Origin of the sequence: Cellulosilyticum ruminicola JCM 14822, assembly GCF_001311925.1 — a bacterium.
GTDB lineage: Bacteria > Bacillota > Clostridia > Lachnospirales > Cellulosilyticaceae > Cellulosilyticum > Cellulosilyticum ruminicola.
Genome location: NZ_BBCG01000014.1, coordinates 43894 through 57398, shown reverse-complemented (window position 1 = coordinate 57398; position 13505 = coordinate 43894). Strand labels below are relative to the sequence as shown.

Annotated in this window: 14 protein-coding genes; all 14 read left to right on the top strand. The window is 33.2% G+C overall.

The window, feature by feature from the left end; all coding sequences use genetic code 11:
- Positions 1-344: 344 nt before the first annotated feature.
- The 14 genes from JCM14822_RS20110 (at position 345) to JCM14822_RS23710 (ending at position 13415) form a co-directional block, all read left to right on the top strand.
- Positions 345-560 (top strand): hypothetical protein, encoded by a 216-nt coding sequence (locus JCM14822_RS20110; RefSeq protein WP_172674785.1) that lies wholly within the window; start codon positions 345-347, stop codon positions 558-560.
- A gap of 164 nt (positions 561-724) precedes the next feature.
- Positions 725-1363 carry a hypothetical protein gene (locus JCM14822_RS07015; protein ID WP_054740923.1) on the top strand — a complete coding sequence of 213 codons (639 nt, stop codon included), beginning with the start codon at positions 725-727 and terminating at the stop codon, positions 1361-1363.
- A 248-nt stretch (positions 1364-1611) separates the two neighbouring features.
- The gene (locus tag JCM14822_RS07010) at positions 1612-1917 is read left to right on the top strand and encodes a hypothetical protein (RefSeq protein ID WP_054740921.1); all 306 of its coding nucleotides are present in this window, start codon (positions 1612-1614) and stop codon (positions 1915-1917) included.
- Between the two features lie 120 nt (positions 1918-2037).
- Entirely contained in the window at positions 2038-3060 is a 1023-nt protein-coding gene (locus JCM14822_RS07005; RefSeq protein ID WP_054740919.1) for a threonine aldolase family protein, read from the top strand.
- A 180-nt stretch (positions 3061-3240) separates the two neighbouring features.
- Entirely contained in the window at positions 3241-3924 is a 684-nt protein-coding gene (locus tag JCM14822_RS07000; RefSeq protein WP_054740917.1) for a hypothetical protein, read from the top strand.
- Between the two features lie 31 nt (positions 3925-3955).
- On the top strand, positions 3956-4909 hold the full coding sequence (locus JCM14822_RS06995) for a TolC family protein (RefSeq protein ID WP_054740915.1): 954 nt from the start codon (positions 3956-3958) through the stop codon (positions 4907-4909).
- Between the two features lie 77 nt (positions 4910-4986).
- Positions 4987-6336, top strand: a complete 1350-nt coding sequence (locus JCM14822_RS06990) for an HlyD family secretion protein (protein ID WP_054740913.1) — start codon at positions 4987-4989, stop codon at positions 6334-6336.
- A gap of 40 nt (positions 6337-6376) precedes the next feature.
- Positions 6377-7519 (top strand): ABC transporter permease, encoded by a 1143-nt coding sequence (locus JCM14822_RS06985; RefSeq protein WP_054740912.1) that lies wholly within the window; start codon positions 6377-6379, stop codon positions 7517-7519.
- Complete coding sequence (locus JCM14822_RS06980) at positions 7516-8658, top strand: ABC transporter permease (protein WP_054740910.1); 1143 nt, start codon at positions 7516-7518, stop codon at positions 8656-8658. Before JCM14822_RS06985 ends, JCM14822_RS06980 begins: the two co-directional genes overlap by 4 nt.
- 194 nt (positions 8659-8852) lie before the next feature.
- Entirely contained in the window at positions 8853-9407 is a 555-nt protein-coding gene (locus JCM14822_RS06975) for a hypothetical protein (RefSeq protein WP_054740908.1), read from the top strand.
- A gap of 1 nt (position 9408) precedes the next feature.
- On the top strand, positions 9409-9798 hold the full coding sequence (locus tag JCM14822_RS06970) for a hypothetical protein (protein ID WP_054740906.1): 390 nt from the start codon (positions 9409-9411) through the stop codon (positions 9796-9798).
- 137 nt (positions 9799-9935) lie between these two features.
- Entirely contained in the window at positions 9936-11660 is a 1725-nt protein-coding gene (locus JCM14822_RS06965; protein ID WP_054740904.1) for an ABC transporter ATP-binding protein, read from the top strand.
- Positions 11661-11662: 2 nt separating this feature from the next.
- A complete protein-coding gene (locus tag JCM14822_RS06960) occupies positions 11663-13159 on the top strand; it encodes an ABC transporter ATP-binding protein (RefSeq protein WP_330377387.1) in 1497 nt (498 codons plus the stop codon).
- Positions 13104-13415 (top strand): ATP-binding cassette domain-containing protein, encoded by a 312-nt coding sequence (locus JCM14822_RS23710; RefSeq protein WP_330377386.1) that lies wholly within the window; start codon positions 13104-13106, stop codon positions 13413-13415. The genes JCM14822_RS06960 and JCM14822_RS23710 overlap by 56 nt, the downstream gene beginning before the upstream one ends.
- The last annotated feature ends 90 nt before the right edge of the window (positions 13416-13505 follow it).

The window sequence follows — 13505 nt, the reverse complement described above, 5'->3', positions numbered from 1 at the left end:
ACTTGTAATTTTTCTAGGTGGTAATATAGTATCAGCCTTTAGACAAGATGAAGTACTTTTTTTACAAGTTTAAGTAAAATACTTTATGGTGCAGCAATACTGATTTTATTAGTGCCTTTAATTAGAGTACAAATCATAGAAAGAAAGCATAAAAACATACAATCACTGATGAGAATAAGAGTTGCAAATATTACAGCGGTGAAAAGATTTAGGAATGTTTTAAAAGTCGTTGGTGGTATATGGTTATTTTTTATAGTACTTATGGTTTGGGCAGACTTCAAAGATGGTGTACCATTAGTAGAGAATGTAATAGAAAATGGATATATGATTGTGGAGTGGTTTTTTTGGTCGTTATGCTTAGCATATCTTATAACATTAATGAAGCAGATATATATGAAGATGGGATACTCTCATTAGTGTATTTTTCAAAGTGGGAAAATATTGCAGGTTATAGATGGCAAAAGTATCCTAATAAAAAGGGAGACAGCTATGCTTTACAGCTTAAGTTAAAGAAGAGAAATAGTGAAAAAACAGTATGGGATCAATTAATATATGGGTAGAAGATGAACAAAGAACAGAGCTTACTAAACTTATGGAAGACAAGAAAATCTCTTATCGTACATATATGTAGGAAACACTTATAATTAGATAAGGACAAAATACTTGAATTAAGAGCGCTAGGGGCTTATCATAAGAAGAAAGTATAGTAAAGGGGAGTGAGTGGATGAAGGCAAATAGGCAAGGATATAACTATATGCCAGAGGGTAGCGGACCATCATGGATTGCAATTATTATTTTAATGATTGTTTTTTGGCCCGTGGGTATATATTTATTATACAAAAGATTAAAGGTGGATCATAAGGCGGCAATAAAGTCAGGCAAGTTTATACATGGTTTTGGGATTATGTTAATTGTATTAGGTGGATTAGCTATAGTAGGAGATACAAGTACGGTAGCTGCTGCAAGTTTTTTAATTATTTTAGGTATTGTTTTAATGAGGACAGGGTCTAAAACAAAGAAACAAGTCTTACGTATTAATCAGTATATTGCCCTTATTGTTAATCAGCATATTATATCACTAGATGAATTAGCACGTGCTACTGGAAATACGTATGCTGTAGTATGTGAAGACTTAAATAAGATGATAGAAAAAGGCTACTTACCAGGCGCTTACTTAAATTTATCTATTAGACAAATTATGTTACAAGGTCAGAAGGCGCCAATTTATAGAGCTAATACTCAGGGACCTAGAAAACAACCTAGAACGAAAGTGATAAGTTGTAAAGGCTGTGGTGCTGAAATGATTGTAGCAGAGGGAACTATTAGGAAATGTGAATATTGTGGGACACCTCTTCAAGGTTAAAAAAGCATTATAATAATGATTAAATTAATATTAATAAAGAAGCTATTTAAATAAATGGATAGCTTCTTTATTATGTGCGAAAAAATATATGTAAGAAATTTGGGTTTTTTTGAAGCTGTTAAAGCGTTGGCGAGTGGAAAGTTATGGCATGAATAATTGCTAGAATAAGACTAGTGTGGTTATAATAAAAGTAAAGCATATCTGAGGTGGATAGCTCAGATAAACTATAATTTATATAGAGGTGGAATATGTCAGCAGTAGAAAAGCAATTTCAAGAAGAACTCATTAAAAATTGTCAGTTAGCAGAAAAAGAATGCCCAGGTTATAGAGCAACTCGTTTTCTTCAAACAGTAGAAAAGTTTGGTGCTGTAAAAACAGCTAAAGAAATCATTAGAAAAGGTAGAACATCTGATGATTTTGAGAAGCTTCAAGAAGCAGGTCTTTTGGAATATACAATGGAAGCGCTTATTGTAAAAGCACAATATGGCGATCTCTTCACTGATGACGAAGTAAATAGTTGTTATGAAATTCTTTGTGAATATGGCTATTATTAAAAATAAAAGAAGACCATAAAACTAGGTGATTGGCCTAGCTTTATGGTCTTTTTATTTTAGTAGGGACATAAATATGATATACTAGACATAAAAAATAATAGATATAAAAGGAGAATAGTAATGTATAGCTTTAAAAATGACTATAGTGAAGGCGCACATCCTAATATTATAGAGGCGCTAGTGAAATCAAATTTAGAACAAACATCAGGATATGGGCAAGATGCGTACACAGAAGAAGCCGTTCATTCAATTAAGGAAATAGTAAAAGATGAAAATGTAGATGTACACCTTTTAGTAGGAGGGACACAAACAAATCTTACAGCTATTTCAGCTTTCTTAAGACCACATGAAGCAGTTATCTCAGTGGAAACTGGCCATGTATGTGTTCATGAAACTGGAGCTATAGAAGCGACAGGACATAAAGTAATTGCAGTACCAAGTGAAAATGGAAAAATAAGGGCAGGGCAAATTTTAAAGGTATTAGCAACACATACAGATGAACATATGGTGAAACCAAAGCTTGTCTACATTTCAGATTCTACTGAAATAGGGACAATTTATACAAAAGCAGAATTAGAAGCTATTAGTAGTGTATGTAAGGCAAATGGTCTTTATTTATTTTTAGATGGGGCACGTATAGGCTCTGCGTTAATGTGTAAAGAAAATGATTTGAAAATGGAAGATTTTCCAAGTTTAACAGATGCCTTTTACATTGGAGGAACTAAAAACGGTGCCTTAATGGGCGAAGCATTAGTGATTTGTAATCCTACTTTAAAAGCAGACTTTAGATATCATATCAAACAAAAGGGAGGGTTATTAGCTAAAGGGAGACTCCTTGGTATTCAATTTGCTCAGTTATTTAAAGAAGACTTATTCTTTAGTTTAGCGACATATGCTAATGAAATGGCAGATCTTTTAAGAGCGGCCATTAAGGAAACTGGGTATGAATTCTTTAGTGAATCACCAACGAATCAAATATTCGTTATTTTTCCAAATGAAATACTTGAAAAACTAGAAAAAGATTTTGATTTTACAATCTGGGAAAAAATTGATGAAAAACGTACAGCCGTCCGTTTAGTAACTTCATGGGCTACTACGAGAAAAGGTGTAGAAAGCTTTATTAAGGCTTTAAAAGATGCATAAGAAACAAAAAAGAAAAACAGTTGCTTTTGCGACTGTTTTCTTTTTGTCGAAAAAAAGGTAAAAAATACAAATAGATAATTGACGGTAGTCTATTTTTGAGGTATAACAAAAATGAAAATGTTAATTATGATTAAATAGTTTGATTAAAAAATAAAAATACTTCGAGAGAGAGGGAGAAAGATGAGTAAAAAGCTAATAGCATCTTTAATGATCGCAACATTACTAGTAAGTAATACACTTTACGCACAAGCTCCAGCTGCAAAAAATACTACAACTAATGTGGCAGTAACAAACAATCAAAAACAAGATACTAAGCAAATTGCAGAAATTAAAGGCACACTTTTAACCTTAGATGAAGCTATATCACAAGGACTTGAAAATAGTTTAGTTCTGCAACAAGTTCGCAATCAAGCGGACATTGCTAAACTCGTAGGAAGCAATGGAGAAGAAGTAAGAAATAACTTAAACGAAAGTACAATGGCATTATCGCATGCAAGCTATGTAATTAATGACGGTAGAGATCAAATATATGAAAAACAACCTCAATTAGAATCAGCACAAGCAGCACTTGAAAGAGGAATGTCACCTGCTACAGTATCAAAAGAGTTTCAAGGTGTTACATTTAACTTTAAAGCTGGAAATACAATAATGGATGATGTTGTAGATTCATTAGCAGCGCATGTATTACCAGTATATCCAGGTGCAACAATGGAGCAAGTAAGATCATTAGTTAAAGATAAAGCAGAAGCATTATATCCTACTGTAGTTGAAGCACTTAAACAATATGTATCAGGTTTAAGTGATGAGTTAGCTGTAAGTCAAAAAAAAATTAGAAGAAGGTACACAAGAGTATCTTTCAAGTAAATCTCAATATGATGCAGCTGTACAATTTGCTATGTCTAATGTGGCTAATAAACTTTCAGTAAGCACAATTTCATCTTTAAGAGTAGAGCCTCTTGGGGAACTTGTGATCAAAATGGTAACAGCACAAGATAAAGTAACAGCTTATGCAGTAAACATTTATAAAAATCAAGTAGCACTACTCATTGAAAATAGTTACTTTGAAGCTTTAAAACAACAAGAAATCTTAAAGGTAAAAGATAAAGCAATGGAAAGAGGACTCGTGCAATATGAGCTAGCAAAAGCTGCTTATAAAGTAGGGGGGAAATCTAAAGATGATATGTTACTTGCTAAATCATACTATAACTCAACAGTTATGGCGCGTGAGTTACAAGTAAAAGAATACAACTCAGCTTTAATCGCACTTAAGAAAAATATGAACATGGATTTATCAAAAGAAATCCATGTTGCAAAAGTAGAAGCAAGTCCAGATGAAGAATATGATTTAGCACAAGGTATTGCCAGCGGACTTAGTCACCAATTAGCTATTAGAAAAGCAGAAGTTCAAGCAGAGCTTTATGATGATTTAATGGTTGCTGTAAATGCTTCAAATTACAAAAGCAGTGATAATCAATATAAAGAAGTTGTACTCTTACAGCAAGGTGCTAAAATCGCAATCAACCAGGCAAAACTTCAAGCAGAAAGTGATATTCGTACATCACATGCAACAGTAGAGTCTATGAAAAAACTTGTAAAAACAGCAGCTGAGCTTCGTCAAGATGCTACAGAAAATGTAGAAATTGCAAAAGTGAAATATGAAGTAGGTTATGGATTTGATAATGCCCTTCTTAAACAACTTAATTTACAAGATATGTCAGGAACAATTGTAGAAGTAATTGCGGCGGAAGAAAATCTTACAAACATTGAAGAGAAAGAAATTGAAGTTGTAAATGGTTATAACTTATCAAGACTTAAATATCTAAATGATATTGGGATTTTACCATATTAATCATACATAAGAATAGCATCCTAAATGCTTAAATTTAAATGAGAGTATTTAAACGTATAGTTATAGGAGGAAGAAATATGAATATAAAAGAAGTGTTTAAAGCAAAGAGACTACTTAACTTAGTTGCAATCGCAGCTTGCTTAGGAATCGTTTTATGCATATTAACATATGGGTTCAATGGAACTAAAGATGCAGAGCTTACAGCAATCGGAAAGTTCTTTGATGCTGGAGATGGATTAGTAGCACAGGGGATTCTTGAAACACAAGAAGTCAATGTAAATAGTAAAGTACCAGGTAGAATTGTAAAAATCTATGTACAAGAAGGTCAAGAAGTAAAAGCTGGTGATCCACTTATCGAGATTTCAAGTGATGAAATCAAGGCAAAGAAACAACAAGCAGAAGCGGCTTTAAGACAAGCAAAGGCAGGACTTGAAGCAGCTAAAAAAGTATATGAACAAGCACAAGCTGGACTTGATGCATCAAATAGTTTAATTGAAAAAGCGCAAGCTGGTGTAGATGCTTCAGCAGGAAAAGTAAATGAAGCAAAAGCTGGTGTAGCAGCTTCTCAAAAACAATATGAAGCAGCAATGGCAGTTAAAGAAAAAGCAGATAATGGTGCAAGAACACAAGATGTCATAAAAGCACAAGCAGCATATGACTTAATGAAAACATCTTATGCTAGAGTAGCAGCACTTGTAGAAAAAGGTGCAGTATCTCAGCAAAAATTAGATGAAATCAAAACTCAACTTGAAGTAGCAAAACAAACTTTAAGTATGGCACAAGAAGGTGCTAGAGAAGAAGATAAAAAAGCGGCTACAGCAACAAGTGAGCAAGCATTAGCTGGACTTGAAGCAGCTAAAACAAGAGTAGATCAAGCGGAAGCTGGACTTTCAGCCGCAAAAGCGCAACTTACACAAGCTATGGCTGGTGTAGATTCTTCTAAAGCGCTCCTCGCACAAGCGCAAGCAGGCGTAGAAGCTAAAGAAGGATTAGTACAACAAGCTAAAGGAGCAGTGGCGGAAGTTGATGCTTATCTTAAAGAAGTTGTCATTAAAGCACCAATGGATGGTATCGTAACAACTATCAATTCTGAAGAAGGTGAACTTGTATCATCTGGTTCACAAATGGCTATCGTAAGTAATTTAAAAGGAACTTGGGCAGAAGTAAGTGTTAAAGAAACTGACCTTAGCAAAATTACACAAGGGCAACAAGTACAAGTTAAAGTACCAGCTTATAAAGCCCAAACATTTACAGGTACAGTAACAACAATTAATGCACAACCTGACTTTGCAATTAAAAGAGCAACTAATGAAAATGGTGATTTCGATATCGTATCATTTGGTGTAAAAATTGAAATCGATAATGCTGAACAAACATTAAGACCAGGTATGAGTGCATACATTCAATTTGCCAACGAGGCTGAATAATGAGACACCCTATGAAAGCTTACGCAAAGAAGGTGAGTAGATGTTAGGAAGTATCAGAGAAGAATTAAGTAAGTTAAAATCAGATAAGCTTATGCTTATTACATGTTTAATTATCCCTATTGTTGTCAACCTTTTAGTAGGGTGGCAACTTAATAAGGGGGTTATAGATAAAGTACCTTTCGCTATAGTAGACTATGACGATTCTCAGCTTAGTAGACAGATGATAGGTTACTTTAGAGATAATGATGCTTTTGATTTAAAGTATCAAATAGATAGTCAATCAGAACTTGAAGAGCTTATTAATTCAAGTATGGTAAGAGCAGGAATGGTTATTCCTAAAAATTTCTCAGAAGATGTAACAGCTTTAAGATCGCCATCTGTTATGATGATTTATGATGGTAGTCATATGAGTCTTACAAGTATTGCAAAAAGTAAGGCTAGTGAAATTCTTATTTCAATGAGAGTTGGAGCTAGTGTGAAGCAGATTCAAAATCGTTTAAATAAGAGCTATGATGAAGCTTTCACAACAGCTATGCCAATTAGCTTTGTGACACGTACGCTTTATAATCCAACTAAAAGTTTTAATTACTTTATGACACCGGGTTATGGGACAGTTATTTGCCAGCTTGGAATTGGATTAACTGGTGTTTTATGTGTACGCAGAAGACGTAAAGAAGAGGGAGAAAGACGTAATGAACTTGCTTATATTTTAGGTAAAGTTATATTTTATGGCATATTAGGAAGTATAGCTATTTTAATTAATGTAGCTGTGCAAGTATACATATTTAAAATTCCTTGTAGAGGTTCACTGCCACTTGTATATTTCTTAAGCGTGTTGTTTATGTTTGCGGTATCAGCACTAGCGGTAGCTCTTTCAGCATGTTTACGTAACCGTGTAGTTGCTATGACAGCATCAGGTTTATTACTTATTCCCAACTCTATTATGGCAGGTTATACATGGCCACTTATTTCTATGATTCCATCATACAAATGGATGGCACAATTTATTCCATTCACACATTATGGTGATAATTTAAGAGATATTTATCTTAAAGGCAGTACAGTAAATGTTGGTGCGGATATTAGATTTTTAGTACTTTATACATTAATTATGATTGCAGTAGGTACACTTGGAATCACTATTCGTAATATGGGAAAACCAAAGGAGGAAGATAATCGATGATCACTTTTTTTAAGAGCCTTTGGGAAGAAATTGATTTTGCAACTAAGAAAATAGGATTGCTTTTAGTATGCTTTATCGCTATGCCATTCTTATCAATGTGGATTGGTGGGGCATATTATAATAGCTATGTAAATGACGTATCTATTGCTGTTTTAGATGAAGATAATAGTAGTTTAAGTAGAAAAATTATACGTTACTTTGATGAAAATGAACGCTTTATTGTGGAGTATTATGCAAAGGATAAAATGGAGCTAGAACAGCTTATTAATGAACGTAAGGTTTATATGGGAGTATATATTCCACAAGACCTTAGTATGAATATTAAAACAGGTAAACAATCACAAGTTTTAATTTTAACAGATGGTACAAATGCCATTGTAAGTAATAATTTATATGCAGGAGCAGCAAGTATTGTCCAAACAGTCTCTGCTGGAGCTGCTATTCAAGTTATAGAAGGAACAGGCAGTATGCAGGAAAATGAAGCTAATGGTATGGCACTTCCTTTAACTTTTGGAGAACGAATGTTATATGATTCTAAATTAACTTATATGAATTACTTAATGTATGGACTCTTTGCTGTATTCTTACAGCAACTTATGCTATCAAGTATGGCAACTTTAATGGCAAGAAATCCAGAAGAAGTAGCAGCTAAAAGAACACTTCCTAAATTATTTGCTAAAATGGTATTATCAGGAATATGCCTTATGAGTTCAGGTGCCTTTTCAATTTATTTAATACATAGGAAGTTTGGGTTAATATTTAATGGAAGTATCGCTTTAGCAATTTTAATAAGTGCATTATTTGCAATAGCTATAAGTTGTGTAGGTATTATCTTATTTAGTTTAACAGGTAAGAAAACCCGCTTTACACAAGTGGCTTATATGTTATCATTACCAACATTCTTAACATGTGGTTATGTATGGCCTATCGATCAAATGCCAAATGCATTAGTAGCCCTTGTGAAAACATTCTGGCCACTTATTAATTATGCAAGAAGCTTTGATGAAATTCTAATTAAGCACTTATCTTTTGCAGATGTAAAAAATAATATCATTGGCTTAATAGCATATATTTTAATTATGCTGCCAATTGGCATTTGGTGCTTTAAAAGAAAATTTGATTCAGAAGTAGACGTATAACGATAAATATAAAAAAGCATATCACTTTATGTGATATGCTTTTTATTTTGAATAAAAATATTATTTTATAAAATTTATGTATATTGACTTATAAAAATATAATTCAGTATAAAATTATACATAGATATTTTACATAAAATGTAAAATTGGAATATAATCATGTGGAGACAAAAATGAATATCAAGAGTAAATGAGTGAAGATGATTCTATTAGGGGGAGTAATAGTAAGTCTTACTGGATGCAATAATAATTTTGCTCAACAAGAAACGAAGGTGTTTTCTATAGACATTGATGGTAACAATCTATTTTACGATGAAGATTGTGAGGATGCAGCCGCTATAAAGTCTAGTGCAGAAGGTTTTACTATTGCAGCAATGGGTAGAAATTATTATAAGCCTGATGTGAAGGCAGAAACAGAGTATTATAGTGAAACACTCAAAGAGTATTTTACAGCGGATGATTGGATTGATAATGACAATGCATATATCGTTAAAAATAAACTGATGATGAGTGTGGAGGAGCTAAATATGGAGAGTATTCAATTAGTTCGAATAGGAGGTGAAGGAGCCTGTATAGTAGATTATACATATGTACTTATTGTAGAAAATTCAACTTCAGATTTCTTTTCAGGTTATGAAATAAAAAATGGTACTTCATATGAAACAGCAATTCAGCTTAAAATGCTAAGGCAGCAAGGCGAATGGAAAATTGATGAGTATAGCATAGAACGTACGGAGGAGATTAATTAACATGAAAAGAGGAATTACATTAAGAATTGTAGCAATAGTAACTATTGTTATTATTGCAATTTGTACAGCATTAAGTTATGTAAATTCTAATAAACTTATTAAAAATGCTTATATAGCACAGATGCATAGTGACCTAAATTTTATCAAAGAAATGGTTAATAACCTAATGGAAAAAGGCGAAATCAATGTGGCACTTATAGAGGGTCATCCATTTAAAGAAAAAATGTATGAAATGATTCAAATGGTAGCAGATATGGCGAAAGACACATCTAAATCAACAGATGAAATGTCAGCATATATAGAAGAACAAGTTGCTACAATGAATGATATTGTAGATATGTTAAAAGTATCAGTTGATACTGCTCAAGTTTTAAATAAAGAAATGGAATAGTTTAAAATTTATTCTGTTTTAAAAAATTATAAAAAACATATATTAAGTATACGGTATTGATAATTTTCGTATAGTACATATTGTGGTATGATAATAGTCGGAAATTTTAATATAAAATAAAAGAGAGGATGGACAAGGTGAAGAAGTTATTAATTTACCTCAAGGACTATAAAAAAGAGTGTGTTTTAGCACCTTTATTTAAGATGTTGGAAGCTTCTTTTGAACTTTTTGTACCCCTTGTAGTAGCCGCAATTATTGATAAGGGAATTGCTGGTCGAAATGTAGGATACATTATAAGAATGTGCTTAATACTTGTATTATTAGCGTTAATTGGACTTGCTTGTTCTGTAACTGCCCAGTATTTTTCTGCTAAGGCTGCTGTTGGCTTTGGAACAGGTGTAAGACAAGCTTTATTTAAGCACTTATTAAGTCTTTCGTTTACAGAAGTAGATACACTGGGAACGGCCACAATGATGACAAGGATGACGAGTGACGTTAATCAAGCGCAAAATGGTGTGAATATGGTGCTGCGTTTGTTTTTGCGTTCGCCATTTGTTGTACTTGGCGCAACAGTTATGGCCTTTACAATTGATGCAAGGTCGGCTGTAATCTTCGTCGTTGCTATTATTTTATTATCTATTGTTATATTTGGCATTATGCTTATAAATATTCCTATGCTGAAAGCAGTACAACAAAGATTAGATCAAGTATTAGGTACTACAAGAGAAAACTTAGTTGGTGTGCGTGTTATTCGTGCTTTTGGTAAAGAGGAAGAAGAGTTAAAAGCTTTTAACAAACATAATGAAGCTTTAACACATATTCAAAAGAAAGCAGGTACAATTGCTACGCTTATAAATCCACTGACTTATGTCATTATTAATGTAGCCATTGTAAGACTTATATGGGTTGGCGCGATTCAAGTGAACGAAGGAATTTTATCACAAGGTCAAGTGGTGGCTCTTTATAACTATATGTCACAAATTTTAGTAGAGCTTATTAAACTTGCTGGACTTATTATCACAGTAAATAAATCTATTGCATGTGGCAATCGTATTTCAGATGTATTTGAGATTAAATCAAGTATGTTACATGGTGACCAGATAGTAGGAAATGTAGGAGAAGATATTCCAGTAGTAAGCTTCAAAAATGTTTTTTTAACTTATAAAGGAGCAGGTGAAGAATCATTAACAGCTATTAATTTTGAGGTGAAGAAAGGTGAAACTGTAGGAATCATTGGTGGTACCGGTTCAGGAAAAACATCACTTGTGCATATGATTCCTAGATTTTATGATGCCACAGCAGGAGAAGTACTCATAGATGGTAAAAATGTTAAGTCATATGAACGTAAGGCACTACTTAATAAAATAGGTATCGTTATGCAAAAAGCAGTGCTATTTAAAGGGGATATGGCAAGCAATATTAAATGGGGAAATAAAAAAGCCACAAATGCAGAAATTCATGAAGCTATTACATTGGCTCAAGGAAGCGATGTAGTGGCACAAAAAGGCGGGTTAGAGGGAAAAATAGAGCAAGGTGGTAAAAACTTATCTGGTGGACAAAGACAGCGTATGAGCATTGCTAGAGCTCTTGTGAAGAAGCCTGAAATTTTAATTTTAGATGATAGTACATCTGCCTTAGATTTTGCAACAGATGCTAAGTTACGTAAGGCGATTCGTGAGCTTGAATATAAGCCAACTGTATTTATAGTGTCTCAGCGTGCATCTTCTATTCAATATGCTGATCAAATTATTGTTTTAGATGATGGTAAAATGGTGGGTAGAGGAACACATGAAACTTTACTTGAAGACTGTGAAGTCTATCGTGAAATCTATTATTCTCAATTTAAGAAAGAGGAGGCATAAGAATGAGTAAAAAAATAGATAAAGCCTCTCAAAGAAAAACGCTTAAAAAAGTTCTAAATTACATTAAAAAGTACAGAGGACTTATGGGGTTTTCTATACTTTTAGCGACTTTAATTGTTATACTAACTCTTTATGTGCCTATTTTGATAGGACGAGCTATAGATGGTATCGTATATGGCAACGTGAACTTCACAAGCATTTTACAAGCATTAGGCTTAGTGGTTATAGTGGTCATTATTACAGCTGCCGCCCAATGGCTTATGAATATGATTAATAATAAGGTGACTTATAATGTGGTAAGAGACATTCGTAATGAAGCTTTTGAAAAAATTGAGATTTTACCACTTAAATATTTAGATAGCAAATCACAAGGTGAAATAGTAAGTCGTGTAATCACGGATGTGGATCAATTTGCAGATGGACTTTTATTAGGATTTACACAGCTCTTTACTGGGATTATAACAATCTTAGGTACATTAGGCTTTATGCTGAGCATTAATATAGGCATTACTTTTGTAGTCGTACTCGTAACACCTTTATCTTTATTTGTAGCTAGTTTTATTGCTAAGAAGACCTATACAATGTTTAAGCTTCAATCTGAAACAAGAGGAGAGCAAACAGCATTTATTGATGAAATTATAGGTAATCAAAAGGTGGTTAAGGCTTATTCTCATGAAGAAGAAGCTATAGAAAAGTTTGATGAGATTAATAAGCGCCTTCAAAAGTATTCATTACGTGCGACTTTCTTCTCATCTTTAACGAACCCTTGTACACGTTTTGTAAATAGCATTGTATATGCAGGCGTTGCCATTACTGGAGCTCTTACAGTACTTTCAGGACGTATGAGTGTGGGAGCTTTATCATGTTTCTTAAGCTATGCCAATCAATATACAAAGCCATTTAATGAAATATCTGGGGTGGTTATGGAACTTCAAAATGCTATTGCTTGTGCAGGACGTATTTTTGAACTCATTGAAGAAAAAGCACAAGTACCAGAACCAGCCAATGCCATAAATTTAAATCATGTAGAAGGCGAGGTAATTTGCGAAAATTTAGCCTTTTCTTATGTACCAAAGAAGAAATTTATTGAAAACTTCAATATTCATATTAAACCAGGACAAAAGGTAGCTATTGTAGGACCTACAGGCTGCGGTAAGACAACACTTATTAACTTATTGATGCGTTTTTATGATGTAAATGATGGTAGCATTTTGGTAGAAGGTAAAGATATTAGAGATGTAACACGTAAGAGTTACGTGAAAGCTATGGGATGGTACTTCAAGAAACATGGCTTAAAAAAGGTACTATTAGAGAAAATATTGTTATGGGAAAACCAGATGCTACGGAAGAAGAAATTATTACAGCAGCTAAGGCAGCTCATTCTCATTCATTTATTAAACGTTTACCACATGGCTATGATACAGTTATTGGAGAAGAGGGGGGATGTTATCACAAGGACAAAAACAATTACTTTGTATCACAAGAGTGATGCTTTGTAAGCCACCAATGCTTATTTTAGATGAAGCGACATCTTCTATTGATACACGTACAGAACTTAAGATTCAAAGCGCATTTAATAAGCTTATGGAAGGCAGAACGAGTTTCATTGTAGCCCATCGTCTTTCAACCATTCAAAATGTGGATATTATTTTAGTTATGCAAGATGGCAAAATTATTGAGCAAGGCAATCATGAAACACTTCTTGCACAAAATGGTTTTTATGCAAATCTCTATAATAGTCAATTTGCAATTTAAGTACTTATAAAATCCAACTTTATACTAAAAGAGAATTGTAAATAGATGTTTGTTTTATAAAAAGAATGAAATGAAAAGATTTCCTTCTTT

Excerpts from the sequence above, each read along its gene's own strand:
- JCM14822_RS06960 (WP_330377387.1), top strand. The coding sequence starts at position 11,663 with ATGAGTAAAAAAATAGATAAAGCCTCTCAAAGAAAAACGCTTAAAAAA.
- JCM14822_RS23710 (WP_330377386.1), top strand. The coding sequence starts at position 13,104 with ATGTTATCACAAGGACAAAAACAATTACTTTGTATCACAAGAGTGATG.
- JCM14822_RS07005 (WP_054740919.1), top strand. The coding sequence starts at position 2,038 with ATGTATAGCTTTAAAAATGACTATAGTGAAGGCGCACATCCTAATATT.
- JCM14822_RS06970 (WP_054740906.1), top strand. The coding sequence starts at position 9,409 with ATGAAAAGAGGAATTACATTAAGAATTGTAGCAATAGTAACTATTGTT.
- JCM14822_RS06985 (WP_054740912.1), top strand. The coding sequence starts at position 6,377 with ATGTTAGGAAGTATCAGAGAAGAATTAAGTAAGTTAAAATCAGATAAG.
- JCM14822_RS07000 (WP_054740917.1), top strand. The coding sequence starts at position 3,241 with ATGAGTAAAAAGCTAATAGCATCTTTAATGATCGCAACATTACTAGTA.
- JCM14822_RS07015 (WP_054740923.1), top strand. The coding sequence starts at position 725 with ATGAAGGCAAATAGGCAAGGATATAACTATATGCCAGAGGGTAGCGGA.
- JCM14822_RS07010 (WP_054740921.1), top strand. The coding sequence starts at position 1,612 with ATGTCAGCAGTAGAAAAGCAATTTCAAGAAGAACTCATTAAAAATTGT.
- JCM14822_RS06995 (WP_054740915.1), top strand. The coding sequence starts at position 3,956 with ATGTCTAATGTGGCTAATAAACTTTCAGTAAGCACAATTTCATCTTTA.
- JCM14822_RS06980 (WP_054740910.1), top strand. The coding sequence starts at position 7,516 with ATGATCACTTTTTTTAAGAGCCTTTGGGAAGAAATTGATTTTGCAACT.
- JCM14822_RS06990 (WP_054740913.1), top strand. The coding sequence starts at position 4,987 with ATGAATATAAAAGAAGTGTTTAAAGCAAAGAGACTACTTAACTTAGTT.